Source organism: Variovorax sp. YR752 (assembly GCF_943372545.1).
Map to the genome: position 1 here is coordinate 1 of NZ_CALRZC010000076.1, position 25,141 is coordinate 25,141.

At 68.3% G+C, this 25,141-nt stretch carries 24 protein-coding genes, 1 tRNA gene and 1 pseudogene; 16 read left to right on the plus strand and 10 right to left on the minus strand.

Annotation, left to right across the window (positions count from 1 at the left end; genetic code table 11):
- A pseudogene (locus AAG801_RS18795) lies at nt 1–152 on the minus strand (phosphoserine phosphatase SerB); the annotation flags it as partial.
- A 31-nt stretch (nt 153–183) separates the two neighbouring features.
- On the minus strand, nt 184–672 hold the full coding sequence (locus AAG801_RS18800; RefSeq protein ID WP_341889714.1) for a DUF4405 domain-containing protein: 489 nt from the start codon (nt 670–672) through the stop codon (nt 184–186).
- Between the two features lie 180 nt (nt 673–852).
- On the opposite strand from AAG801_RS18800, the gene AAG801_RS18805 reads away from it, so the two are divergent.
- Nucleotides 853–1,761 carry a toll/interleukin-1 receptor domain-containing protein gene (locus AAG801_RS18805; RefSeq protein ID WP_341889715.1) on the plus strand — a complete coding sequence of 303 codons (909 nt, stop codon included), beginning with the start codon at nt 853–855 and terminating at the stop codon, nt 1,759–1,761.
- A 27-nt stretch (nt 1,762–1,788) separates the two neighbouring features.
- On the opposite strand, the gene mfd is transcribed toward AAG801_RS18805, so the two are convergent.
- Nucleotides 1,789–5,259 carry a transcription-repair coupling factor gene (mfd, locus tag AAG801_RS18810; RefSeq protein ID WP_341889716.1) on the minus strand — a complete coding sequence of 1,157 codons (3,471 nt, stop codon included), beginning with the start codon at nt 5,257–5,259 and terminating at the stop codon, nt 1,789–1,791.
- A gap of 98 nt (nt 5,260–5,357) precedes the next feature.
- On the opposite strand from mfd, the gene ispD reads away from it, so the two are divergent.
- Nucleotides 5,358–6,074 carry a 2-C-methyl-D-erythritol 4-phosphate cytidylyltransferase gene (gene ispD, locus AAG801_RS18815; protein WP_341889717.1) on the plus strand — a complete coding sequence of 239 codons (717 nt, stop codon included), beginning with the start codon at nt 5,358–5,360 and terminating at the stop codon, nt 6,072–6,074.
- Nucleotides 6,071–6,580: a 2-C-methyl-D-erythritol 2,4-cyclodiphosphate synthase gene (gene ispF, locus AAG801_RS18820; RefSeq protein ID WP_341889718.1), complete on the plus strand. Its 510-nt coding sequence runs from the start codon at nt 6,071–6,073 to the stop codon at nt 6,578–6,580. The genes ispD and ispF overlap by 4 nt, the downstream gene beginning before the upstream one ends.
- A 9-nt stretch (nt 6,581–6,589) precedes the next feature.
- On the opposite strand, the gene AAG801_RS18825 is transcribed toward ispF, so the two are convergent.
- Both AAG801_RS18825 and ompR read right to left on the minus strand, forming a co-directional pair.
- Nucleotides 6,590–7,918, minus strand: coding sequence for an ATP-binding protein (locus tag AAG801_RS18825; RefSeq protein WP_341889719.1), 1,329 nt, complete (start codon nt 7,916–7,918; stop codon nt 6,590–6,592).
- Nucleotides 7,919–7,986: 68 nt separating this feature from the next.
- Nucleotides 7,987–8,721, minus strand: a complete 735-nt coding sequence (gene ompR / locus AAG801_RS18830; RefSeq protein ID WP_341889720.1) for a two-component system response regulator OmpR — start codon at nt 8,719–8,721, stop codon at nt 7,987–7,989.
- Between the two features lie 173 nt (nt 8,722–8,894).
- Between ompR and AAG801_RS18835 the strand changes: the two genes are divergently transcribed.
- The gene (locus tag AAG801_RS18835) at nt 8,895–9,599 is read left to right on the plus strand and encodes an SIMPL domain-containing protein (protein WP_341889721.1); all 705 of its coding nucleotides are present in this window, start codon (nt 8,895–8,897) and stop codon (nt 9,597–9,599) included.
- A 6-nt stretch (nt 9,600–9,605) separates the two neighbouring features.
- Here AAG801_RS18835 and AAG801_RS18840 read toward each other — a convergent pair whose 3' ends face one another.
- A complete protein-coding gene (locus AAG801_RS18840; protein WP_341889722.1) occupies nt 9,606–10,388 on the minus strand; it encodes a 3-hydroxybutyrate dehydrogenase in 783 nt (260 codons plus the stop codon).
- A gap of 56 nt (nt 10,389–10,444) precedes the next feature.
- Here AAG801_RS18840 and AAG801_RS18845 point away from each other — a divergent pair, with 56 nt between their 5' ends.
- The 3 genes from AAG801_RS18845 (at nt 10,445) to AAG801_RS18855 (ending at nt 13,672) form a co-directional block, all read left to right on the plus strand.
- Entirely contained in the window at nt 10,445–11,311 is an 867-nt protein-coding gene (locus AAG801_RS18845; protein WP_341889723.1) for an alpha/beta hydrolase, read from the plus strand.
- The gene (locus AAG801_RS18850; protein ID WP_341889724.1) at nt 11,308–13,560 is read left to right on the plus strand and encodes a bifunctional (p)ppGpp synthetase/guanosine-3',5'-bis(diphosphate) 3'-pyrophosphohydrolase; all 2,253 of its coding nucleotides are present in this window, start codon (nt 11,308–11,310) and stop codon (nt 13,558–13,560) included. The genes AAG801_RS18845 and AAG801_RS18850 overlap by 4 nt, the downstream gene beginning before the upstream one ends.
- Before the next feature lie 35 nt (nt 13,561–13,595).
- Nucleotides 13,596–13,672: transfer RNA gene (locus tag AAG801_RS18855), tRNA-Val, on the plus strand.
- 193 nt (nt 13,673–13,865) lie between these two features.
- On the opposite strand, the gene AAG801_RS18860 is transcribed toward AAG801_RS18855, so the two are convergent.
- Nucleotides 13,866–14,384: a hypothetical protein gene (locus AAG801_RS18860; protein ID WP_341889725.1), complete on the minus strand. Its 519-nt coding sequence runs from the start codon at nt 14,382–14,384 to the stop codon at nt 13,866–13,868.
- 77 nt (nt 14,385–14,461) lie between these two features.
- Here AAG801_RS18860 and AAG801_RS18865 point away from each other — a divergent pair, with 77 nt between their 5' ends.
- The 8 genes from AAG801_RS18865 to arsH all read left to right on the plus strand — a co-directional run bounded on the left by AAG801_RS18865 (nt 14,462) and on the right by arsH (nt 20,733).
- Nucleotides 14,462–15,058 (plus strand): Crp/Fnr family transcriptional regulator, encoded by a 597-nt coding sequence (locus tag AAG801_RS18865; protein WP_341889726.1) that lies wholly within the window; start codon nt 14,462–14,464, stop codon nt 15,056–15,058.
- 114 nt (nt 15,059–15,172) lie between these two features.
- Nucleotides 15,173–16,216 (plus strand): ArsJ-associated glyceraldehyde-3-phosphate dehydrogenase, encoded by a 1,044-nt coding sequence (locus tag AAG801_RS18870; protein ID WP_341889727.1) that lies wholly within the window; start codon nt 15,173–15,175, stop codon nt 16,214–16,216.
- Nucleotides 16,217–16,232: 16 nt separating this feature from the next.
- Nucleotides 16,233–17,549, plus strand: a complete 1,317-nt coding sequence (gene arsJ / locus AAG801_RS18875; RefSeq protein ID WP_341889728.1) for an organoarsenical effux MFS transporter ArsJ — start codon at nt 16,233–16,235, stop codon at nt 17,547–17,549.
- 57 nt (nt 17,550–17,606) lie between these two features.
- Nucleotides 17,607–17,942: a metalloregulator ArsR/SmtB family transcription factor gene (locus tag AAG801_RS18880; protein ID WP_341889746.1), complete on the plus strand. Its 336-nt coding sequence runs from the start codon at nt 17,607–17,609 to the stop codon at nt 17,940–17,942.
- A 43-nt stretch (nt 17,943–17,985) separates the two neighbouring features.
- Nucleotides 17,986–18,492 (plus strand): arsenate reductase ArsC, encoded by a 507-nt coding sequence (locus tag AAG801_RS18885; RefSeq protein WP_341889729.1) that lies wholly within the window; start codon nt 17,986–17,988, stop codon nt 18,490–18,492.
- Between the two features lie 2 nt (nt 18,493–18,494).
- Entirely contained in the window at nt 18,495–19,559 is a 1,065-nt protein-coding gene (arsB, locus tag AAG801_RS18890) for an ACR3 family arsenite efflux transporter (protein WP_341889730.1), read from the plus strand.
- Between the two features lie 36 nt (nt 19,560–19,595).
- Nucleotides 19,596–20,024 (plus strand): arsenate reductase (glutaredoxin), encoded by a 429-nt coding sequence (gene arsC, locus AAG801_RS18895; RefSeq protein WP_341889731.1) that lies wholly within the window; start codon nt 19,596–19,598, stop codon nt 20,022–20,024.
- Complete coding sequence (gene arsH / locus AAG801_RS18900) at nt 19,996–20,733, plus strand: arsenical resistance protein ArsH (protein WP_341889732.1); 738 nt, start codon at nt 19,996–19,998, stop codon at nt 20,731–20,733. The genes arsC and arsH overlap by 29 nt, the downstream gene beginning before the upstream one ends.
- A 45-nt stretch (nt 20,734–20,778) precedes the next feature.
- Here the strand turns inward: arsH and AAG801_RS18905 are convergent, their stop codons facing one another.
- From AAG801_RS18905 to AAG801_RS18915, 3 genes are read right to left on the minus strand one after another with little or no spacing between them, the layout of a single operon-like run.
- Nucleotides 20,779–22,119: a sigma-54 dependent transcriptional regulator gene (locus tag AAG801_RS18905; RefSeq protein WP_341889733.1), complete on the minus strand. Its 1,341-nt coding sequence runs from the start codon at nt 22,117–22,119 to the stop codon at nt 20,779–20,781.
- Nucleotides 22,097–23,548 carry a HAMP domain-containing sensor histidine kinase gene (locus tag AAG801_RS18910; protein WP_341889734.1) on the minus strand — a complete coding sequence of 484 codons (1,452 nt, stop codon included), beginning with the start codon at nt 23,546–23,548 and terminating at the stop codon, nt 22,097–22,099. Before AAG801_RS18910 ends, AAG801_RS18905 begins: the two co-directional genes overlap by 23 nt.
- Nucleotides 23,549–23,560: 12 nt before the next feature.
- Nucleotides 23,561–24,424, minus strand: coding sequence for a PhnD/SsuA/transferrin family substrate-binding protein (locus tag AAG801_RS18915; protein ID WP_341889735.1), 864 nt, complete (start codon nt 24,422–24,424; stop codon nt 23,561–23,563).
- Nucleotides 24,425–24,603: 179 nt separating this feature from the next.
- Between AAG801_RS18915 and AAG801_RS18920 the strand changes: the two genes are divergently transcribed.
- A complete protein-coding gene (locus AAG801_RS18920; protein ID WP_341889736.1) occupies nt 24,604–25,137 on the plus strand; it encodes an arsenate reductase (azurin) small subunit in 534 nt (177 codons plus the stop codon).
- Nucleotides 25,138–25,141 lie beyond the last annotated feature (4 nt).

The following is a 25,141-nucleotide window of genomic DNA, read 5'->3' on the forward strand; positions in this document are numbered from 1 at the left end:
TTGCGGCCGGCCGCATCGGCGATCTCGTCGACGCACTCGATGTTGATCAGCGTCGAGTCCATGTCGAAGGCGACCAGCCGGAAGTCGGCCAGTCGCAGCGGCGGCACGAAGCCGCGGACGAAGAGGCCGGGAGCGTGTTCGGTGGCAGACATCGGCGTGGATGTTACCCGGCCGATGCGCCTGTCATCGTGCGGCGACCACCTGCGAGAGCACGCGGATCTGCGCCCTTGTGTCGTCGCCGACGAGACCGTGCACGGTGTCTGCATCGCTCGCAGGCTTCAGCCCGGCGCCGAGCAAGCGCTGGCGCATTTGCTCGGGCGTGGTCTTCGCCACCTGCGCAAGCACCGGCAGCGGCGCATCGGCCAGGGCGCGCAGCGGCGGCACGAAGGGCGGCTCGCCGGAACCGCCGAGCGGCACGAAGGAGGCCGCCAGCAGCAGCGCGAACAGCCCCAGCGCCGCGCGGCCGCGCCAGCCGGCGAGGTGGCGGCGCACGCCGGGCCAGTTGACCGCGGCGTGCAGCGCCACGCCGCCGATCAGCACCCAGCTCAGCCACTGGTGCGCGGTCTCGTTCAGTCCGCTGTCGATGTGGAAGAACATCAGCACGCCGGTGACGGCCAGCAAGGCGAAGGCGCCCATCGTGATCGGGGTGATCCAGTCTCTCTGCAGCTTCATGGTGTCATCTCCTGGGGATGACTCGATGTTGACTTCGGTCGGTGTCCGCCCTGCTGCGCGCGTGTTGCTGCAGGTGAACCGATTTGCGGCAGATCAGACTTCCCGGCGCAGGACCTGGGGGGAATGTGTCATTGACAGGTGTCAATGGGGTGCGGAACATCCGCGCCCGGAGGCACCTTCATGAACGCAGGCATCTTCATCAGCTATCGGCGCGACGACACACGGCAGGCCGCAGGCCGCCTGGCGGACGATCTCAGCGATCAGCTCGGCGCCGAGCGGATCTTCCGCGACATCGAGAAGATCGAGCTGGGTGTCGACTTCGAGCAGGCCCTGAACCAGGCCCTGGAGAACTGCGAAGTCATGCTGGTGCTGATCGGTCGGCAATGGCTGACGGTCGCCGATGCGCAAGGGCAGCGCCGGCTCGACCATCCGAATGACTGGATTCGCATCGAGATCGTCACCGCGCTGAAGCGCGGCATCCGCGTCGTGCCGGTGCTGATCGACGGCGCGCAGTTGCCGTCGGACGCGGAGCTGCCCGAGGATCTTCGCCCGCTGGTTCGCCGGCAGGCGCTGGCCGTCGAGGATGCACGCTGGAAGAGCGACGTGGCGCGGCTGGCGGAGTCGCTGGCGCGGCTGAACGGCATGCAAGCGCAGGGCCGCGCGACGGCGACTGCGCCGCAGCCCGTGGCGTCCGTCCCGTTGCCGGCCGCGGCGTCGGGGTCCATGCGCAAGGGCATCCTGATCGGCGCGGGCGCGGTCGTCGCGGTCGTGGCGGCGCTGGTCATCTGGGCGCAGGACTCGATCGTGGGAACCTGGCAGACCACCGACGAGCAGGCGGACTACGTCATCTCCAAGGCGGGCGAGCAGCTTCAGGTGGTCTTCGACGCGACGGACGAGAAGCGCATCCAGACCAGCGCGACCTTCGAGGAAAGCAAGTTCACGTTCTCGTATGCCGTCGACGCAGCCGATGGAGAGTCCGTCACCTGGACGTGCATCTTGACGCTTGCCACCGACAAGCTCGACGGCGCCTGTGGCCCGCAGGACGAGCCTGGAAAACAGTCCCTGGCCTTGAAACGCAAGGCGTCGTGATCGCGGGCCGTGGCGCGGCCGCCCGGATCAGTTCACCGCGGCGACCGGTTTGCCCAGCGAGCGGAGCACATCCCTGATCAGCTGCGCCCGGTCCTTCGGCTCCGGCGTGTCGCGCTCGATGCGCAGCTTGTCGTTGCCGGCCAGCTTGATGTGGCGGTTCTTCTGCACCAGCTCGATGATCTTCATCGCATCCACCGGCGGGTTGGGGCGGAAGCTGATGACCATCAGCTTCGGCGCTGCGTCGACCTTGACCACGCCGTAAGGCTTGGCCAGCACGCGCAGGCGGTGCACGTCGAACAGCGTCTGGCCCTGCGGCGGCAGCTTGCCGAAGCGATCGGTGATCTCCTCCAGCATGGCGTCGATCTGCTCGGGCTTCTCGGCCGTGGCCAGGCGCTTGTAGAGGCTCAGGCGGGTGTGCACGTCGCCGCAGTAGGCGTCGGGCAACAGCGCGGGGGCGTGCAGGTTGATCTCGGTGGCGGCCGACAGCGGTGACAGCAGGTCGGGCTCGCGACCGGCCTTCAGCGAGCGCACCGCTTCGCCGAGCATCTCGTTGTAGAGCTGGAAGCCGACTTCCATCATGTTGCCGCTCTGGTTCTCGCCCAGCACCTCGCCGGCGCCGCGAATCTCCAGGTCGTGCATCGCGAGGTAGAAGCCGCTGCCGAGTTCCTCCATCTGCTGGATCGCCTCCAGGCGCTGCGCCGCCTGCTTGGTCAGGCCCTCGACGTCGGGCACCAGCAGATAGGCGTAGGCCTGGTGGTGGGAGCGGCCGACGCGCCCGCGCAGCTGGTGCAGCTGCGCCAGGCCGAACTTGTCGGCGCGGCTGATGACGATGGTGTTGGCGCTCGGCACGTCGATGCCGGTCTCGATGATGGTCGAGCACAGCAGCAGGTTGTAGCGCTGGGCGACGAAGTCGCGCATCACGTGCTCGAGCTCGCGCTCGGGCATCTGGCCATGGGCGATGGCGATGCGCGCCTCGGGCAGCAGTTCGGCCAGTTTGTCGCGGCGCGCGACGATGGTGTCGACCTCGTTGTGCAGGAAGTACACCTGCCCGCCGCGCTTGAGCTCGCGCAGCACCGCCTCGCGGATCGTGCCGCTGCTCTCGTTGCGCACGAAGGTCTTGATCGCCAGCCGGCGCTGCGGCGCGGTAGCGATGACGCTGAGGTCGCGCAGGCCCTCCAGCGCCATGCCGAGCGTGCGCGGGATCGGCGTCGCGGTCAGCGTCAGCACGTCGACCTCGGCGCGCAGCGCCTTGATCGCCTCCTTGTGGCGCACGCCGAAGCGGTGCTCCTCGTCGATGACCAGCAGGCCAAGGCGCTTGAACTTGACCGTCTGCGACAGCAGCTTGTGCGTGCCGACGACGATGTCGATGGTGCCGTCCTCGATGCCTTCCAGCGCCGCCTTCACCTCCTTGGGCGAGCGGAAGCGCGACAGCTCGGCCACCTTCACCGGCCACTTGCCGAAGCGGTCGGCGATGTTCTGGTAGTGCTGCTCGGCCAGCAGCGTCGTCGGCGCCAGGATGGCCACCTGCTTGCCGCCCGTCACCGCGACGAAAGCAGCACGCAACGCGACCTCGGTCTTGCCGAAGCCGACGTCGCCACAGACCAGGCGGTCCATGGGCTTGGGTGACACCATGTCTTGAATCACCGCATGGATGGCGGCCTGCTGGTCGGGCGTCTCCTCGAACCCGAAGCTTGCCGCGAAGGCCTCGTAGTCGTGCGGCTGGAAGCGGAACGGGTGGCCCTCGCGTGCGGCACGGCGGGCGTAGAGGTTGAGCAGTTCGGCGGCGGTGTCGCGCACCTGCTCGGCGGCACGGCGCTTGGCCTTGTCCCACTGGCCGGAGCCGAGCCGGTGCAGCGGCGCTTCCTCCGGGCTCACGCCGGTGTAGCGTGCGATCAGGTGCAGCTGCGCGACCGGTACGTAGAGCGTCGCCTTGTCGGCGTACTCCAGATGAAGGAACTCGCTCGGCCCGTCGCCAAGATCGATGTTCATCAAGCCGACATAGCGGCCGATGCCGTGGTTGACGTGCACCACCGGGTCGCCGACCTTCAGCTCCGACAGGTCCTTGATCAGCGCGTTGACGTCGCTGACCTGCTCCTGCTTGCGGCGCCGGCGTGCGGTCGGCGAGGTGGCGAAGAGTTCGGTCTCGGTGACGAACTGGATCGTTCGGCCCGCGACGGCTTGGCCGTCGCTTCCTGTGCCAGCCGGCTCGTGCCAGAAGAAGCCCACTGCGAGCGGCGCGACGCTGATCGCAAAATGTTCGTCGCCGGCCTCGAACTCGGCGAGGCTTGCCACCGTCGGCGGCTCGATCTTGTTGTCGCGCAGCAGTTCGAGCAGGCTCTCGCGGCGGCCGTCGCTCTCGGCGACGATCAGCACGCGGTGCGTGGTGCTCTGCACATGCTGCTGCAGCCGCGCCAGCGGCTCGGGCGCGCCGCGGTCCACGCTGAGGTCGGGCAGGGGCCTTGCCCAGTCCACCGGCTCCCTGCCGCGCAAGGCCAGCGTCGCCAGCGCATTGGCGCGGGCGAAGAAGTCCTCGTCGCGCAGGAACAGGTCTTCCGGCGGCAGGATCGGCCGCTCCTTGTCGTGCTGCAGGAAGCGGTGCCGCTCGCGCGTGTCGGTCCAGAAGCGGTTCAGCGCCTCGTCGACCTCGCCGTGCAGCGTCAGCATGGCGCTCTCACCAAGGTAGTCGAAGATGGTCGCGGTCTGGTCGAAGAACAGGGGCAGGTAGTACTCGATGCCCGCGGTGGCGATGCCGGTGCCGATGTCCTTGTACAGGCGCACCTTGGTCGGGTCGCCCTCCATCTTCTCGCGCCAGCGCGCGCGGAAGGCGGCGCGCGCGTCCTCGTCCATCGGGAACTCGCGGCCGGGCAGCAGCCGCACTTCCGGCACCGGGTAGAGGCTGCGCTGCGAATCGGGATCGAAGGTGCGGATCGAGTCGACCTCGTCGCCGAACAGGTCGACGCGGTAGGGCACCGCCGAGCCCATCGGGAACAGGTCGATCAGCCCGCCGCGCACCGCGTACTCGCCCGGCGAGACCACCTGGCTGACGTGTGTGTAGCCGGCCAGGGTGAGCTGGCTCTTCAGCGCCGCTTCGTCGAGCCGCTGCTTCTGCTTGAAGTGGAAGGTGTAGGCGGCGAGGAAGCTCGGCGGCGCCAGACGCACCAGTGCGGTCGACGCCGGCAGCAGCACCACATCGACATCGCCTTGGCGGATGCGCCACAGCGTGGCCAGCCGCTCTGAGATCAGGTCCTGGTGCGGCGAGAAGGTGTCGTAGGGCAGCGTCTCCCAGTCGGGGAAGACGGCGATGCGCAGCTCCGGCGCGAAGAAGGCCAGTTCGCCTTCGAGGCGCTGCGTGTCGGCTGGCTCGGCGCTGACGATGGCGACGAGCTTCTTCTGCGCGGCCTGCGCCTGCGCGAAGCGAGCGAGCAGCAGCGCGTCTGCCGAGCCCAGCGGGCGGGGCAGGGTGAAGCGCTTGCCGGGCGTTATGGCGGGAATCTGCATCGGTTCGGACGGTGCCAAAGCAAAACGCCCCGCGAGGTCCTCCCGACGGGGCGATGCACGGTACGAATCATACAATTCGCTCCCACTTCCCGCCCCGCATGACCGAAGCCTCCACCCCACGCTGCTACGCGCTGCTGCCCTGTGCCGGCGTGGGTTCGCGCTCCGGTGCCGCGTTGCCCAAGCAGTACGTGAACATCGCCGGCCGGGCCATGGTGGCGCACACGCTGGCGGCGCTGGCCGAGGTGCCGCGCCTGGCTGCCACGCTGGTCGTGCTGGCGTCCGAGGACGCAGTCTTCGAGCAGCATGTGCCGGGTTTTGCGGGCGAGCGCGGCTGGGTCTGCCGCCGCGGCGGTGTGCAGCGCGCCGACACGGTGGCTGGCGGCCTGGAAGAGTTGCTCGCGCGCGGCGCGCGGCCGCAGGACTGGGTGCTGGTGCACGACGCCGCGCGCTGCCTCGTCCGCCCCGAATGGGTCGACCGGCTGATCGATGCCTGCCTCGCCGATGAGGTCGGCGGCCTGCTGGCGCTGCCGGTGGCCGACACGCTCAAGCGAGCCGAAGACGGCCGCGTCGCCGAAACGCTGCCGCGCAGCGACAAGTGGGCCGCGCAGACGCCGCAGATGTTCCGCATCGGCCTGCTGCGCGAGGCGCTGGTGCGTGCCGGCACGGCGGTGACGGACGACGCCAGCGCGATCGAAGCGCTGGGACTGCGGCCGCTGCTGATCGAGGGCGACGCGGCGAACCTGAAAGTCACCTGGCCCTCCGACTTCATGCTGGCCGAGCGTGTGCTGGCGGCGCGCACGAAAGCAAACCCATGAACCTGCCTCACATCCGCATCGGCGAGGGCTGGGACAGCCACCGGCTCGTCGAAGGCCGCCCGCTGGTGCTCGGCGGCGTGACGATCCCGCACAGCCACGGCCTGTTCGGCCACTCCGACGCCGACGCGCTGTGCCACGCGATCACCGACGCCATCTTCGGTGCGGTGGCGCTGGGCGACATCGGCCACCACTTTCCCGACACCGACGAACGCTTTCGCGGCGCCGATTCCCTGGCGCTGCTGGCCGAAGCCGGACGCCGCGTTCAGCAGGCCGGCTGGCTGGTCGCCAATGTCGACAGCACCATCATTGCGCAGGCGCCGAAGATGGCGCCGCACATCCTGGCGATGCGCCAGCGCATCGCGCAGGCGCTGGCGATCAAGATCGAGCAGGTCAGCGTGAAGGCGAAGACGGCCGAAGGCCTCGGCCCGGTCGGCGAGGGCCAGTCGATCGAGGCGCGCGCGGTCTGCCTGCTCTACACCTTGCGCCGGCCGATCGTTCCGGCTTGAGCCGGCGAGTCAGGGGGCCTTCTTCAGCCGGATGTGCGCCACCAGCCCGCCCTCGGGCGCGTTGGTGACCTCGAAGCTGCCGCCCATGCGCTGCACCGCCTTCTCGACGATCGCCAGCCCCAGGCCGGCGCCGGTGGCCGCGGTGCGTGCCGCATCGCCACGGAAGAAGGGCGTGGTCAGCTGGCCGAGCTTGGCCGGGTCGACGCCCGGGCCGTGGTCGCGCACGCTGAGGATCACCCAGGGCCCGGTGCGCGCGTAGGTCACCACCACGCGGGCGATGCCGGTGTCGGTGCTGCGGCCATAGCGGCGCGCGTTCTCGAACAGGTTCTGCAGCACGCGGCCGAGTTCGGTCTCGTCGGCCATCACCTTGGTGTCGATCGCCACGCGCGCGGTGATGCGGATCTGGCTGGTGTCGCGGAAGGCCGCCATCTCGCGGTCGACCAGGCTGGACAGGTGCACCGGCACCAGCCGGACATCGCCGGGGCGGGCGTAGTCCATGAACTTGTCGATGATGGCGTCGAGCTGGTCGATGTCGGAGGCCATGTTGCGCTTGGCCTCGTCGTCGTTGACGCTCATCTCCGCTTCCAGCCGCAGGCGGGCCAGCGGCGTGCGCAGGTCGTGGCTGATGCCGGCGAGCATCACCGCGCGATCTTCCTCGACCTTGGCGAGTTCGCGCGCCATGCGGTTGAAGCCCATGTTGACCTGGCGGATCTCGCTGGTCATGGTGTTCTCGTCGAGCACCGAGTCGAACTCGCCCTCGCGGATGCGGCTGGCCGCGAACGAGAGTTCCTGCAGCGGCCGGTTGATCGCCCGCGCGATCAGCGCCGAGCCGAAGATCGAGGCCAGCACCGCGATGCCGCCCCACAGCCCGAGCGTGCTCCAGGTCAGCGCGGCGACGCGCGAGGACTCGGCCTGCAGCCAGTACGGGTCCTTGTCGATCGTGAAGCCCACCCACAGGCCGGGTTGCTTGTTGACCGAGCTGGCCACCAGCGTGTCGGGCCCCAGCTGGGCGCGCAGTTCGGCGCCGATCGCCTTCGAGAAGCGGTCGACCTCGAAGGGTTCCCATTTGTCGCCGGGCTCGCGCGGCGACAGCCGCACCGACTCCTGCCTGGCCATGTTCTTGATCAGCGCAACGCGGTTGATCGTGTCGCTGGCCTGCAGCGCGGTGCGCGCCAGGTTCACCAGCGCGGCGATCTGTTGCGCCGCCTGCACCGCGCGCGGTTCGAACTCGAGCGCGCGAAAGGTTTGCGTCCAGGCGAACACGCCGCCGACCAGCAGCAGCGCCAGCAGGAAGAAGGTGCGCCAGAACAGGCTGAAGGCGACTTTGCTGCGGGCCATCGTTCAATCATCGGACGCAAAAAAGGCCCCGACGAGCGGGGCCGTGCTGCCGCGGCGGCGGCGCTTCGTCATGCCGTGCCGTCCGGCACGAATACGTAGCCCACGCCCCACACCGTCTGGATGTAGCGCGGCTGCGCAGGATCAGGCTCGATCATCTTGCGCAGGCGCGAGATCTGCACGTCCAGGCTGCGGTCGAAGGGCTCGAATTCGCGGCCTCGGGCCAACTGCGCCAGCTTGTCGCGCGACAGCGGCTGGCGCGGATGGCGCACCAGCGCCTTGAGCATCGAGAACTCGCCGGTGGTCAGCGCGATCTGCTCGCCGTCCTTGGTCAGGCGGCGCAGCGCGAGGTCGAACTCGAACGGGCCGAAGGTGACCGTTTGTGCCTCCTTGGCCGGCGCGCCGGGGGCTTCCAGCGTCGGGCGGCGGCGCAGCACGGCGTGGATGCGGGCCAGCAGTTCGCGCGGGTTGAAGGGCTTGGGCAGATAGTCGTCGGCGCCGACCTCGAGGCCGACGATGCGGTCGACGTCTTCCACCTTGGCGGTCAGCATGATGATCGGCGTGACGTCGTTGGCCGCGCGCAGGCGGCGGCAGATCGACAGGCCGTCCTCGCCGGGCAGCATCAGGTCGAGCACGATCAGGTCGACAGTCTCGCGGGTCAGCACGCGGTTCAGCGCCTTCGAGTCCTCGGCGAGCAGCACCTCGAAGCCCTCCTGCGTCAGGTAGCGGCGCAGCAGGTCGCGGATGCGCGCATCGTCGTCGACGACGACGATGCGGTCGGGGCGCTGGTTGGGATTGGTGGCCATCGGGGGACTCCGAACTTGTAACAGGCGGGATTCTGCGCGGCTTTCCCAGGCGTTTAGGGAGGCCTGACCATAAGTTACAAATCTTGCCCCCTCGGCTGGCGATCCGCAATCACCCCGTCAAGACCGTGTGCGCGTATAAGCCTTCGTCGTTCACTTCACGAGGATGGAATCCGATGCGTTCACGACCGTTCGCTCCGCTGCTGATCGCCGCCGTCACCGCCGCAGGCGCAGCGCAGGCCGAGCCGCCGCCGCCGCAGGGCGTGGTGTCGCTCAACGCCAGCGCCAGCGTCGAGGTCACCAAGGACCTGCTCAACGTCGTGCTGAGCACGACGCGCGAAGGCCAGGACGCGACCACCGTGCAGACCCAGCTCAAGCAGGCGCTGGACGCTGCGCTGGCCGAAGCGCGCAAGGCCGCCAAGCCTGGTCAGCTCGAGGTGCAGACCGGCAACTTCTCGCTCTACCCGCGCTATGCCGCCAAGGGCGGCATCAACGGCTGGCAGGGCAGCGCCGAACTGGTGATCGAGGGCAAGGACATGCCGGCGATCGGCGCGCTGACCGGGCGCATCTCGACGATGACGATCGGGCGGGTGAGCTACGGCGTGTCGCGCGAGCTGCGTGAGAAGGTCGAAGGCGAGGTCACCGCGCAGGCGATCGCGCGCTACCGCGCCAAGGCGGCGGAGTACGCCAAGTTGTTCGGCTACAGCGGCTACGTGATCCGCGAGGTCAACGTCGGCGCGTCCGAGCCGCCGGGCTACTCGCCGGCGCCGATGATTCGTGCCAAGGCGATGTCGGCCTCGGCCGACGAAGCGCTGCCGGTGGAAGCCGGCAAGGCGCCGATCGTGGTCAACGTCAACGGGACGGTGCAGATGACGAAGTGATTGGGCTCACTGGGCCGTCCAGCCACCGTCGACGGCCCAGGCCTGACCGCGCACGTTGTCGCCGGCCGGCGAACAGAGGAACACCGCCAGGTCGCCGAGTTGCTCCGGCGTGGTGAACTGCAGCGAGGGCTGCTTCTCGCCGAGCAGGCGGCGCTTGGCTTCCTCGTTGTCGACGCCGTCCCTCGCGGCCCGCGCGTCGACCTGCTTCTGCACCAGCGGAGTCAGCACCCAGCCGGGGCAGATGGCGTTGACCGTCACGCCGGTGGTGGCCAGTTCCAGCGCGCTGGCCTTGGTCAGGCCGACGATGCCGTGCTTGGCCGCCACGTAGGCCGACTTGCCGGCCGACGCGACCAGCCCGTGTGCCGAGGCGATGTTGACGATGCGGCCCCAGTTCTTCGCGCGCATCGCCGGGATGGCCAGGCGCATCGCGTGGAAGGCCGAGCTGAGGTTGATCGCGATGATCGCGTCCCAGCGCTCGACCGGGAAGTCCTCGACGTTGGCGACATGCTGGATGCCGGCGTTGTTGACCAGGATGTCGACGCCGCCGAACTCGCGGGCGGCATAGGCGACCATCGCCTCGATCTCCGCCGGCTTGCTCATGTCGGCCCCGTGGTAGCCGACCTTGACGCCGTGCGGCTTGCCGGCCGCGGCCACCTCGGCCTTCGGGCCCTCCGCGTCGCCGAAGCCGTTGAGTACCACGTTGGCGCCCGCGGCAGCGAGCCGGCAGGCGATGCCGAGGCCGATGCCGCTGGTGGAGCCGGTGACGAGGGCGGTCTTTCCTTTGAGCATGAAGGTTCTCCGACGATTGACTTAGCATCGATTATGAAGATCCAGCTGAACCGGACATGACTGAACCTCGACAGCACGACGTGCAGTGCCTCGGCACCCGCGGCCTGCACCGCATGGCCTACGTGGAATGGGGCGACCCGGCCAACCCGCGCGTGCTGGTCTGCGCGCACGGCCTGGCGCGCCAGGGGCGCGACTTCGACACCTTCGCTCAGGCGATGAGCGACCGCTACCGCGTGGTCTGCCCGGACGTGGCCGGCCGTGGCCGCTCCGACTGGCTGAGCGACCCGGCGGGCTACCAGATCCCCGCCTACGTGGCCGACATGGTGACGCTGCTCGCACGGCTGGACGCCGAGGAACTGCACTGGGTCGGCACCTCGATGGGCGGGCTGATCGGCCTGGGCCTCGGGTCGCTGCCGAACTCGCCGGTGAAGAAGCTCGTGCTGAACGACGTCGGCCCGACCATCGAGCCGGTGGCCCTGCAGCGCATCGGCGCCTACCTCGGCCAGCCGCTGCGCTGGGCGAGCGTGGACGAGGCGGCGGACTACCTGCTGTCGATCTCGGCGGGTTTTGGCCCTCACACGCGCGAGCAATGGCTGGCACTGACGCGGCCGATGCTTCGCCCCGACGGCGATGGCTTCAAGCTGCACTACGACCCGGCGATCGCGCTGCCGCTGCGCGCTGTCACGCCCGAGCAGGCGAGTGCCGGCGCAGCCATGCTGTGGGCCGGCTACGACGCGCTGCGCATCCCGACCCTGCTGCTGCGCGGCGCCGCGTCCGACCTGCTGTCGCACACGACCGCCGAGGCGATGACTCAGCGTGGGCCGAAGGCGCAGCTGATCGAGTTCGCCGGCGTCGGTCATGCGCCGACGCTGGTGGCGCCTGATCAGATCTCCGCCGTCAGGGAGTTCCTGCTCGCGCCATGAAGACCAGTCTGCTGGACGCGCGCGACGACGCGGCGCCCATCGTTCAACTCGCCGACGTGGCCGATGCCGCGGCGACCGAGACCGACCTCGCGCCGCTGGAGCGCGCGCACGCCTTCGCCGAGCCGCTGCTCGCCGGGCGCTCGCTCGACACCGGCGAGGATGCCCTCGCCCATGCCGACGGCGTGGCGGCGATTCTGCAAGGCATCGGCGCGGCGCCGTCGATGCGTGCCGCGGCCTACCTCGTCTACGCGGGCGATTTCCTGCAGAAGCCCGACGAGGTGGTGGCCAAGGCCTTCGGCGAGTCCTACGCCAGCCTGGTCAACCACACGCGGCGGCTGGTGCAGATCCAGCGCGCGGCGCGGGAGGCGCAGGTCGAGTCGCAGCAGCGTGCCGGGCAGACCGAACGTGTGCGCAAGATGCTGCTCGCCTTCTCGCGCGACCTGCGCGTGGTGCTGCTGCGCCTCGCGTCCCGCCTGCAGACGCTGCGCTGGTATGCCGCCAGCAAGACGGCCTGCCCGCGTGCGCTGGCCGAGGAGTCGATGCAGGTGTTCGCGCCGCTGGCCAACCGCCTGGGCATCTGGCAGATCAAGTGGGAGATCGAGGACCTGTCGTTCCGCTTCCTCGAGCCGGACCACTACCGCGAGGTGGCGAAGCTGCTCGACGAGAAACGTGTCGAGCGCGAGCAGGGCGTCGAGAGCTTCCGCGTCGAGCTGGGCGCCGAACTGGCGCGGGCCGGGCTGAAGGCCGAGGTGCAGGGCCGGCCCAAGCACCTCTACAGCATCTGGAAAAAGATGCGTGGCAAGGGGCTCGACTTCGCGCGCGTGGTCGACATCCGCGCGATGCGCGTGATCGTCGCCGACGTGCCGGCCTGCTACGCGGTGCTGGCGCGCGTCCACGAGCGCTATCAGGCGGTGCCCGGCGAGTTCGACGACTACATCGCGCGGCCGAAGCCGAACGGCTACCAGTCGCTGCACACCGTGGTGATGGACGCCGACGGCCGGCCGGTGGAGATCCAGATCCGCACGCGCGCGATGCACGAGCATGCCGAGCATGGCGTCGCTGCGCACTGGGCCTACAAGGAAGCAGGCGCCAAGGGTTATGCCGGCGTCAGCGCCGGCAGCGATTTCGATGCCCAGGTGGCCGAGGCGCGCAAGGCCGTGCTGCGCCAGCTGCTTGCCTGGGAGCGTGACTTCGTGGAGCGCAGCGTCGAGCCGGGCGCGCCCGCCGGCACCGGCGTGTTCGACGACCGCATCTACGTCTTCACGCCGCAGGCTGCGGTGGTCGAACTGCCGACCGGTGCCACGCCGATCGACTTCGCCTACACGCTGCACACCGACCTCGGCCACCGCTGCCGCGGCGCCAAGGTCGACGGGCAGATGGTGCCGCTGAACACGCGGCTGAGCAGCGGGCAGACGGTCGAGGTCACGGCGATCAAGGAGGGTGGGCCGTCGCTGGACTGGCTCAACGCCGAGCTCGGCTTCCTGCAGAGTTCGCGCGGCAAGGCCAAGGTGCGCGCCTGGTTCAACGCGCTGGCGCAGCGCGACACCATCGCGCGCGGCCGCGAGGCGGTCGAGAAGCTGCTGCAGCGCGAGGGCCGCACGGCGATGAAGCTCGACGACCTGGCCACGCAGCTCGGCTTCCGCAACGCCGATGCGCTGTTCGAGGTGGTTGGCAAGGACGAGTTCTCGCTGCGCAACATCGAAAGCCTGCTGCGGCCCGCCGAGCCGGCGCCCAGCGAAGACGAGGCGATCGTCGCGCGCCATGTGCGTGCACCCGGGCACACGCCGCAGGGCGGGGTGCTCGTCGTCGGCGTCGAGTCGCTGCTGACCAGCCTGGCGCGCTGCTGCCGACCGGCACCGCCCGATGCGATCGGCGGCTACGTGACGCGCGGCAAGGGCGTGGCCATCCACCGCGCCGACTGCAGCAACTTCCGCCAGATGGCGACGCGCTCGCCGGAGCGAGTGATCGCGGTCGCGTGGGGAGAGCCTCGTGGTGACCGTGTCGCGGTGTACCCGGTCGACGTGGTCGTCGAGGCCGGCGATCGCCAGGGCCTGCTGCGCGACGTGACCGAGGTGTTTGCCAAGGAGAAGATGAATGTCACTGGTGTGAAGACGCAGTCCATCAAGGATTCGCGAGGCGGTACCGCCTGGATGACCTTCACCGTCGAGGTCAGCGATGCGTCGCGAGTGGCCCAGGTGCTGGGGGCGGTGGCGCGCGTGGCCGGCGTGCGCGCGGCGCGCCGGAAGTAGCGGCCGAGAAGCCTGCTATACTGCAAGGCTTCAGTAGGCGCGTAGCTCAGCTGGTTAGAGCACCACCTTGACATGGTGGGGGTCGTTGGTTCGAGTCCAATCGCGCCTACCAAATTTGGTAGGGAAAACAAGCACTTGGCGGAAACGCTAGGTGCTTTTTTCATGGTGGTACCAAAAAAGTACCAAAAAGCGGGGTCCCATTTCGACCTGGAGAGTTGGCTGCTTACGGCGAGCCTTGAGGCCGCCCGTGGTTGCCAGGATTCAACCGCTCTGATGCCGTTCAGCCCAGCCTTGAGCCGTCCCGATCAGTGCAGCCTGTAGGCCGCGTGGCAGGCGACGCAGGTCTGGTTGACCTTGGCGAGCGCGGCGAGCGCCGGTTTCAGGTCACCTGTGACCGAGGCGTCCTTGGTGATGGTGGCGAACTGGCTCGCCGACCGGTGCATGGCGGTCCCCGCATCCTGCATGCCCTTGGGCATGAACTGCGCAACCTCGTGCGCTCCGTGCAGCTTCAGCGAAGACATGCCCAGGCGCTGTTCGGCAATGTCCACCGCTTGGTCGAACTGGCTGCGGGCCAGGGCCTCCTGGATCTCGCCGAGCGCGAGCAGATGGTCGCGCATGTTGGTCAGCGTGTGCGAGCGCAAGGGTTCGGGGAAGCTGACCAGTTGGCGCGCGTCAGCTTGCGACGCAGCCATGTGCTTGGCGTGATCGGTCATCGAGTGCTGGTGACCAGTGGACTGCTGGGCCTGGGATGGGCTCACAGCGGGCAAAGACAGCATCACGCAGGCACTGAGAACTCGAAACATCGACATCGCGCCGGTCTCCATGAAAGCAGGCCATGGTGTCCGAGTAGCCAACCTAGCGCATATGATTTGAATCATATGCTGCAGAAGTCTGCCACTCGATGACCTCCTCGCGACCGGAGTTGCCGGCGGGCTTGGCTCACCTCGCGGTGGAGCGGACCTTCGATGTGGGAGAAGCCGTCTTCCGCATGGGTGCCTCGGCACGGCATGTCCACTTCCTGGCCGAAGGGCGGGTGACCTTGAGTCGGTTCGGGCCGCGGGGCGAGGAAGTCGCCATCCACGCGGCGCGCGCTGGGGAGTTCTTTGCGGAAGCGTCCTTGCACAGCGAGCGCTATCACTGCACCGCAGTGGTGTCGCAGCCCGCCTTGGTGGCGTCGATTCCCTCCGATGAGTTGCGAGCGCTGTTGCGCCGCGATCCCGAGTTCGCCATGCAGTGGCTGGCCATCGTCTCGCGCCAGCTCCGCCAGGCGCGCACGCGCGTGGAGCGGCTGTGCCTGAAGGGCGCGCGCGAGCGAGTTCGGCACCTGCTGCTGACCGAGGGCAGTGGTGCCACGCACCGCTACGCGATGCCCGGCACGGCCAAGGATCTCGCGATCGACCTTGGCCTGACCCACGAGGCGCTCTACCGCACGCTGGCTTCGATGGAGAAGGAAGGCCTGATCGTGCGCGATGCCGGGGCGCTCTTCCTGGCGAATTGAGGTCAGCCAGTCGGTCGGTCGTGGCTGTCACCTTTCCGTCACAAGCCAATCGTATATTTCCACCTTGCTGGAAGCATTCGACGCTTCCGCTGGAACTGATACGAGGTAGACGACATGCGAGTGGGTATCAACGGAATGGGCCGGATCGGCCGCCTGGCGTTGCGCGCCGCGTTGGGCGCAGCCGAGCGTCAAAGCGACGACCCGCGTGCGGGTAACCGGCTGGAGGTGGTGCACCTCAACGAGCTCAAGGGCGGTGCCGCCGCTACCGCGCACCTGGTGCAGTTCGACAGCGTGCAAGGCCGCTGGCGCGCCGACATCGCTGCCGACGGCGAGTCGGCCATCCGCATCGGCGATCGCCGGCTCGGCTTCTCTTCGCACGCCACTGCCGCCGAGATCCCGTGGGGTGACGCGGGCGTGGACGTGGTGCTGGAGTGCACCGGCAAGTTCCTGACCCCCGAGACGCTGCAGGGCCACCTCGACCGCGGCGCGAAGCGCGTCATCGTCGCCGCGCCTGTGAAGGTGGGCGACGTGCTCAACATCGTCGTCGGCATCAACCACCATCTGTACGACCCCGCCCGGCACCGCATCGTCACGGCGGCTTCGTGCACGACGAACTGCCTGGCGCCGGTGGTGAAGGTGGTCCACGAAGGCATCGGCATCCGCCACGGCCAGATCACCACCATCCACGACCCGACCAACACCAACCTGATGGTCGACGCGCCGCACAAGGACCTGCGCCGCGCCCGCAGCGCGATGCTGAGCCTGGCGCCCACCACCACGGGCAGTGCCACCGCCATCGCGCTGATCTACCCTGAACTGAAGGGCAAGCTCAACGGCCACGCCGTGCGCGCGCCAGTGCTGAACGCCTCGCTCACCGACTGCGTGTTCGAGCTCAAGCGCGAGACCAGCGCCGATGAAGTGAACCGCCTGTTTGCCGAGGCCGCTCGCGGCCCGCTGGCTGGCATCCTGGGCTATGAAGAGCGCCCGCTGGTCAGCGCCGATTACGCCCGCGACACGCGCAGCAGCATCGTCGATGCGCTGTCCACCATGGTCACCGACGGCACGCTCCTGAAGGTCTACGCCTGGTACGACAACGAGATGGGTTACGCCTGCCGCATGGTCGACCTGGCCTGCCACATCGAAGCCCAAGGTATCTGACTGCCGCTGCCGCCACATGAACACCGGCACCCGCAACTACGCCATCGTCACGGCGGCCTACTGGGGCTTCACGCTCAGCGACGGCGCGCTGCGCATGCTGGTGCTGCTGCATTTCTACCGGCTGGGTTACTCGCCGTTCACGCTGGCCTTCCTGTTCCTGCTGTACGAGGCGATGGGCGTGGTGGCCAACCTGATCGGCGGCTGGCTGGCCACGCGCTACGGCATCAAGCGCATGCTCACCGTTGGCCTGTTCACCGAGATCACCGGCTTCCTGCTGATGTCGGCGCTGTCGCCAACCTGGTCGGTGGCCTTGTCGGTCGCCTGGGTCGTCGCTGCGCAGGGCATCTGCGGCGTGGCCAAGGACCTGACCAAAACCGCCAGCAAGTCGGCCATCAAGGCAACGGCAGGCGATGCCTCGGGCCAGTTGTTCAAATGGGTCGCCTTCTTCACCGGCAGCAAGAACGCGATGAAGGGCGTGGGCTTCTTCCTCGGCGGCGTGCTGCTGCAGGCGGTCGGCTTCCAGGCCGCGTTGTGGATCATGGCGGCCGGACTGGCGATCGTCTTCGTCGGCGTCGTCAGTTTCGTGCCGCCGCTGATGGGCAAGAGCAAGGCCTCGAAGTCGGCCAAGGAACTGTTCGCCAAGAATCGCGGCATCAACCTGCTGGCTGCCGCGCGCGTGGCCTTGTTCGGCGCCCGCGACGTGTGGTTCGTGGTCGGCGTGCCGGTCTTTCTGTATGCCTCGGGCTGGACCTTCACGATGGTCAGCGGCTTCGTCGCGCTGTGGACCATCGGCTACGGCGTGGTGCAGGCGGCCGCACCGGCGATCGTGCGGCGCAGCGACGATGGCCTGAGCGCCGAGGTGCCCGCAGCGCGCCTGTGGTCTGCGCTGCTGGCCGTCGTGCCCATCGGCCTGGCCGTGCTCGTGGCGATGAAGGTGCCGAACCTCGAATGGGTGGTCGTCGCCGGGCTCGGCCTGTTCGGCTTCGCCTTCGCGGTCAACTCGTCGGTGCACTCGTACCTGGTGCTGGCTTATGCCGGCTCGGAGAAGGCCGCCGAGGACGTGGGCTTCTACTACGCCGCCAACGCACTGGGCCGCTTCTTCGGCACGCTGCTGTCGGGTCTGCTGTACCAGTGGGGCGGCCTGCTGTACTCGCTGATCGGCTCCGCCGCGATGCTTGTCGCCTGCTGGCTGGTCACGCTGGCGCTGCCAGTCAAGGTTCGCCGCACAGACGCCCAAGCCTTGCCTGCAGGGGCGAACGTCGAAGCGCCCCAGCCACTGTGTCCGGCTGATTCCGGTGTTGGTGCCGGTGTTGGTGCCGCCCCCCGATCCTGACCACCTTCCGAGCAACGGAGGACTTTCATGGCAGCAACACGCACCCGCAAACGTCTGATGGATGAGCGCAGCGCCGTCACATCACTCGCTGCGCTGGCCCAGGGCATGCGCCTCCGCATCTTCCGCACGCTTGTCGGCGCCGGGCCGCAGGGCCTCACGCCCGGAGCGCTCGCAGCGACGCTCGATGTGCCCGGCTCGACGCTGTCGTTCCACCTCAAGGAACTGATGCACGCCGGCATGGTGTCGCAGGAGCGCGACGGCCGGAACCTGATCTACCGACCTTCGCTGGAGCAGATGAACGCGCTGCTGGTCTACCTCACCGCGCACTGCTGCCAGGCCACGGACGGCACCACCTGTGAGGTCGCATCACCTCCCGGGTGCACGACCTGCTGATCCACCGACACCTCTCAACAACGAAACCATCCTCGGAGCCGACATGAGCCAAGACACCCCTGCCAAGGTCTACAACGTGTTGTTCGTCTGTACCCACAACTCGGCTCGTTCGATCATGGCCGAAGGCCTGATGAACAGCATGGGCCGGGGCAACTTCAAGGCCTGGTCGGCCGGCAGCCAGCCGGGTGGTGAGGTCAATCCCTTTGCGCTGAAGACCCTGGCCAGCCTGCGCATCCCCACGGACGGCTACCGCAGCAAGGACTGGGACGAGTTCGCACGACCCGGCGCGCCCGAGCTCGATTTCGTCTTCACCGTCTGCGACAAGGCCGCTGGCGAGGTCTGCCCGGTGTGGCCGGGTCAGCCGATGACGGCCCATTGGGGCGTGGCCGATCCGGCCGCGTTTCAGGGCACCGACGAGGAGAAGGCCAAGGTCTTCTGGGACACCGCGGTGATCCTCAAGCGCCGCATCGAACTGATGCTGTCGCTGCCGCTCGCGTCCCTGGACAAGTTGTCCATCCAGCGCGAGATCAAGGACATCGGGACCCGTTGATCATGTCGACTGCCAGCCTGGCTGCGCCGGCCGCCGCGCCGACACCGATGAGCGTCTTCGAGCGCTACCTGACCGTCTGGGTCTTCCTGTGCATCGTCGTCGGCATTGCCCTGGGCCAGTGGCTGCCGGGCCCGGTCCAGGCCATCGGCAGGATGGAGATCGCCAAGGTCAACCTGCCGGTGGGCCTGCTGATCTGGGTGATGATCATCCCGATGCTGCTGAAGGTCGACTTCGGCGCCTTGAGCCAGGTGAAGCAGCACTGGCGCGGCATCGGCGTGACGCTGTTCGTCAACTGGGCCGTCAAGCCGTTCTCGATGGCGCTGCTGGGCTGGATCTTCATCCGCCACGTCTTTGCGCCCTACCTGCCGGCGGGGCAAGCCGACAGCTACATCGCCGGGCTGATCCTGCTTGCAGCTGCACCCTGTACCGCGATGGTGTTCGTGTGGAGCCGGCTCACCAACGGCCACCCGCTCTTCACGCTGAGCCAGGTGGCGCTGAACGACACCATCATGGTGTTCGCCTTTGCGCCCATCGTCGCATTGCTGCTCGGGCTGTCGTCGATCACCGTGCCGTGGGACACGCTCATCACGTCCGTGGTGCTGTACATCGTCATCCCTGTGGTGATCGCGCAGCTCTGGCGCAGTGCGCTGCTGGCGCGCGGCCAGGCAGCGTTCGATGCCACCCTCGCGAAGATCGGGCCGTGGTCCATCTCGGCGCTGCTGGCCACGCTGGTGCTGCTGTTCGGCTTTCAGGGCGAGGCGATCCTGAAGCAGCCGCTGGTCATCGCGATGCTCGCGGTTCCGATCCTGATCCAGGTGCTGTTCAACTCGGGCCTGGCCTACTGGCTGAATCGCCGGCTCGGCGAGTCGCACAGCGTCGCCTGCCCGTCGGCACTGATCGGCGCGAGCAACTTCTTCGAGCTGGCGGTGGCCGCCGCGATCAGCCTGTTCGGATTCGAATCCGGGGCGGCACTGGCTACCGTGGTCGGCGTGCTGATCGAGGTGCCGGTGATGCTGCTGGTCGTGCGGGTCGTCAACCGGAGCAAGGGCTGGTACGAGCGCGGCTGACAGAGCAGCCCGGGCAGCCCGGGCACACTCGACGACATGAGCGACATCACCATCTTCCACAATCCCGCGTGCGGGACGTCCCGCAACGTGCTCGCCCTGATCCGAAACAGCGGCGTCGAACCGGTCGTCGTCGAGTACCTCAAGACACCGCCGCCCCGCGCCAAGCTGATCGAGCTGCTCGCGGCCATGGGCATCGGCGTGCGCGACCTGTTGCGTCGCAAGGGAACGCCCTACGAGGCCTTGAAGCTCGACGATCTGCACTGGACCGACGACCAGCTGATTGACTTCATCGTTCAGCATTCGATCCTGATGAACCGGCCGATCGTGATCTCGCCCTTGGGCACCCGGCTGTGCCGGCCCTCGGAGACGGTGCTCGACCTGCTGCCGAATCCGCAGCGCGGCGCGTTCAGCAAGGAAGACGGCGAAGCCGTCATCGATGCGGAGGGTCGCCGTGTCGTCCGCTGAAGACAGCCTTCCCAACGTCGACCCGGCGCTGTTCGACCGCCCCAGCGGTGCGCGCTTCGCCGGGGCTGGGTCCTCGACCCATCCGCCGCGCTTCCTAATGCTGTACGGCTCGCTGCGCGAGCGTTCCTACAGCAAGCTGCTCACGCTGGAAGCGGCACGCCTGCTGCGCTCGATGGGCGGCGAGGTGCGCATCTACGACCCCTCTGGGCTGCCGCTGCCCGATGGCGCACCAGACACCCACCCCAAGGTGCAGGAGCTGCGCGAGGCCGCGGCCTGGGCCGAAGGCATGGTCTGGACGTCGCCCGAGCGCCATGGGGCGATGACCGGGATCATGAAGGCGCAGATCGACTGGATCCCGCTGAACGTCGGCGCCGTGCGCCCGACGCAGGGCAAGACGCTGGCGGTGATGGAGGTCTCGGGTGGTTCGCAGTCATTCAATGCGGTGAACCAGATGCGCGTGCTGGGCCGCTGGATGCGCATGATCACGATCCCCAACCAGTCGTCCGTGGCCAAGGCCTTCATGGAGTTCGACGAGGCCGGCCGCATGAAGCCCTCGGCCTACTACGAGCGCGTGGTCGACGTGATGGAAGAGTTGATGAAGTTCACCCTGCTCACGCGGGATGTGTTGCCTTACCTCGTGGACCGGTACAGCGAGCGGAGGGAAAGCGCCGCCGAGCTTTCCAAGCGCGTCAACCAGCGGTCGATCTAAGCGCGGTCGCCAGGGTCGCGCGCTCGGGCCCGCGGTTGCCAGGCATCACGTCGGCCCGGCACCGGACTTGTCCGCCGGTCCCATGTCGAGCTTCTTCATCTTTTCCCACAGCGTCTTGCGGCTGATGCCCAGCAGCTCGGACGTCTTCATCACGCTGCCTCCGGTGCGTTCCAGCGCGCTTCGGATGTGCCGGCGCTCGGCGTCCTCGACCATGGCGTGCAACGGCACGAAGGGGCCGTCTGTGGGTGGCTGTGGTCCAGTCGGCGCCGAGGGCCCAGGCAGGTCCAGGATCCCGGCTTCGCTCATCACGATGGCTTCCTCCAGGTGCGAGCGCAGTTCGCGCGCATTGCCCTTCCAGGTGCGCGCCATGACGTCGCGCAGAAACGCTTCCGACATCGCCACCGGCCGGCCTTGCTCCGCTGCCAGTTGCTGCAGCATGCGCTCGGTGAGCCAGCGGATGTCTTCCGGCCGTTCTCGCAACGGTGGCAGGCTGATGCGGATCACGGCGAGGCGATAGAACAGGTCTTCCCGGAACGTGCCGGCACTCATGTCGGCATGCAGGTCACGGTTGGTGGCCGCGATGATGCGGAAGTTGCTGCGCGTGACCTTCTCGGACCCCAGCCGGAAGAAGCTGCGCTCCTGCAAGGCCCGCAGCAGCTTGGCCTGCATGCTGGCCGGCAGTTCACCCACCTCGTCCAGGAACAGGGTGCCGCCATCGGCGCGCTCCAGGTAGCCGCGGTGCATGCGGGCGGCCCCGGTGAAGGCGTTCTTCTCGTAGCCGAAGAACTCGGCCTCCATCATCGTCTCGGGCACTGCTACGCAGTTCACGGCGATGAACTCCCCCTTGCGTGCGTTGTCGCCCCACTGGTGGATGAGCTGGGCGGCCACCTCCTTGCCCACGCCGGACTCGCCCGTGAGCAGGACCGACACACGTTGCCGTGCGACCTTGCGCACAAGGGCTTCCGCGTGCCGCATGGCCGGAGAGATACCAAGGACCGCTTCATCGGCCGCTGGCGTGGCCGGTGAACTGGCCTCGTGAACCAGCGTCACGAGCCGCTCGATGTCGAAGGGCTTGGTCAGGTACTCGCGCGCGCCGGCCCGAACGGTGGCCACCGCATCGTTCACGCTGCCGTAGCCGGTGAGGAAGAACCAGGGCAGGGCGCGCTGGGCGTCCGCCAGGCCGATGAACCATTGAGTGGCCAGGCCATCCGTCAAGCGCACGTCGCTGATCACGGCGCTGAAGCCGGCGCCGAGCTTGCCCTTCAATGCGTCGCTGGCTTCGGACAGTCGCCGACACCAGCGCACTTCGAAGCCTTCCAGCTCGAAGCGCTGGACCAGCGACTCGCCCATGATCGGGTCGTCTTCAATCAGCAGGAGCGTCTTCATGGGACTCGCGGTTGGGGATCCAGAACACCAGTCGGGTGCCTTGTTGGTGTTGGTGGTCGACGTCGAAGCCGCCGCCGTACTGGGTGGCGATCTCGCGGCAGACCCAGAGGCCGACGCCGCGAGGGTCGTCGCCGCTCTCCGCGGTCACGATGGCCTCCAGGGCGACGTGCGACAGCGCCTTGCCGGCATGGGCCACGCTGAAGGAAAACCGGTCGGCGTCCGCGTGCAGGTGCGCATGCACCGCTCCGCCAGCGCCCGCGGCCGAGATCCCGTTGAGCAGCATGTTCAGCATCACCTGGCGCAGGGCTGCAGAAGGCGCCCGGAGGGCCGAGTCGACCTCGGTGGCCGTGGTCAGGGCCACCTGGCACCGGGCCAGGTCGGGTTGCACCAGCGTCACCACGTCGGTGAAGTCTTCGATCTCCAGCGGCCGATCCTCGACGCGCGCCTGGGGCAGCAGCGCCGCCACGGTGGTCTGGATCTGGTGCAGGCCGCGCTGCAGCAGGTCCAGCGCTCGCCGGCGTGTCTCCTCGGAGGCGCCATGCACGCGCAGGGTCTGCGTCGCCGTGAGCAGGCCGCCCAGCGGGTTGTTGATCTCGTGCGCGACCGCCGCGGTGATGCGGCCGACGGCAGCCATGCGTTCTGCCGACAAGGCACGGCGTTCGGCCTGCTGACGCACCTGCAGTTCGGAGATCAGCCGCTCGACCGCCTCGCCGATGCGGCCCAGCTCCGGGTCCTGCGTGCGTGGCAACTGGCGTCGCAGTTCCGACGGTTCGACCCTGCCGATGCGCTCGATGACCTGGGCCACCTTCAGCACCGGCGCCGTCATGCGCTGGCCGATCCACCAGCCAGCCGGCAGCAGCAGAAAGGCCGCCAGGCCGACGCCGATCAATGCCGGTTCGGTGAGTGCCGCCCAGTTGGCTGCGAACACCGGCGCATCGACCTCGATGTAGGTGAAGCCCAGGACCTGGCCGTCCTCGCTGCGGATCGGCTCCAGCAAGGCGATGCCACCCTCCGCGCGTTCGATGCGCTGCCGCTGCCGGGCCTCGCTGGCGCCGGGCAGGGCGTGGCCATCGATCGTCTGGCCCAACCAGGGCCGGGCCGTGGGCATCAGCTGGGGTGCCGAACTGGCGAACACCCGGCCCTCGCTGTCGAGCACGGCGACGCGAGCCTGCCCGGTCGTCGCCCCGGGGATGAGTGCCACCGTGTTGCGCAGCAGGGCGAACACGCGCCAGGTATCGTCGGCCGCCAGCAAAGGCAGGGACTGCGCGCTGAGCAGCTGGGCCGCGCGGTCCACCGTGGCCAAGGTGTCGGCGCGGGCCGTGCGGGCGAAGATCTGCGCGGCCACCGCCGTGACGAGCAGGGCGGCGACCACCACTGCGAGAGACAGACCGAGCGGGATCTGCACCCTGTAGGGCAGTCGGGACAGCATCCGTTGCGCCCCTCAGGCCGGCACGCCCGCGCCAGGGACGCTGCGGGCCAACTGGCGGATCGAATCGAACATGGCGGGCTGGCCGGCGATGAAGCCATCCAGGTTCAGGGACTTCAGAAGCGCACGGCCGGCATCGTCGTTCGACATGCCGAGCAGGCCTTGCTGCAGCGCCTCCAGCCGGGATGGAGCCGTGCTGGCGGAGGCGACCAGCGGTGGAAAGGCATGCAGCCGCGACTTCCAGATCACCTCGGTCTGCATCGCGCCGGCCATGCCCTGCAGCCGCATCGTCTCCCACACGTAGCCGTCGATCGAACCGGCATCGGCCAGACGCGAGGCCACGGCATCGGCGACGTTGCGGTGGCCGTGGGCGAAGAAGCCGCGCTTGAGGTCGCGGTGGCTGAGCCCCGCGGCAGCCAGTTCGCCCTGAGCGACGAGCCAGCCGGAGTTCGACAACGGGTCGGAATAGGCGAACACCTTGCCCGCCATGTCACCCCAGCCGCGCACGGCTGAAGGCGCCTGAGCGCCGAGCGGCCGGATCAGATAGGACTGGTAGACCGGCTGGCCCAGGTACAGCGGCACGGCCAGCAACTGAAGCTGCGACTGGAACCGAACGTACGGATAGCCGCAGGTCCAGGCGGCATCCACCTGTCCGTTGTTCAGCAGGTCGTGGACGGTCTGGTACTGATCGCGCGAGGCGAACGTCACCTTCACGCCCAGGCGCTGCGAAAGGTAGTCCGCCCATCGCGCCAGGAACGCCGCCTGATCCGCCAGGATCACGGCCGTCAGTCCGATGCGCAGGCGCTGCTCCTGCGCCATCGCCACGCGCGGCGCAGCAATCAGCGCGGCGGTGCCGGCTACCCATCGTCGTCGGTTCAAGCTGCGCTCCCGGTTTCGATTCCGTAACGTAGCCGTGCTTGCTGCGTTACGCCATCCGGACCGTTCCCCATCTGGTCTGACCTAAGTCGTTGATTTGATTGATGCCAACGCGTGGCCCATGGCTTGCGATGTCTCTGGGGTTCGTTGCGCCCATACCAACCACAAACCGGAGACAAGACATGGAAGAGCTCAAGCTCAGCCGCCGCATATTCCTCAAATCCAGCGGCGGTGCCGCCGCGGCTGTCGGCACGGCGGGCGCTGCACTGCTGCCGTCGGGCGCCCAGGCGGCCACGCCCGCGGGCACCGCGACCGGCACCACGCTGAACTATCCGAAGCGCGCGGTCGGCAAGGCCGGAGCGATGCCGGTCAATCAGGCGGTGAACTTCGCCTACCCCGATGCGAGTTCACCCTGCGCCGCCATCCGCATGGGGACTGCGGTCCCCGGCGGCGTCGGCCCGAACAAGGACATCGTCGCCTACAGCACCATGTGCACGCACATGGGCTGCCCGGTCAACTACGACGGTGGCACCAAGACCTTCAAGTGCCCTTGCCACTTCTCGATCTTCGATCCCGAGAACAGCGGCCAGATGGTGTGCGGCCAGGCCACCGAGGACCTGCCGCGCATCGCCCTCGAGTACGACGCGAAGACCGACTCGGTGACCGCCGTCGGTGTCGACGGTCTCATCTACGGCCGCCAGGCCAACATCCTGTAAGGGG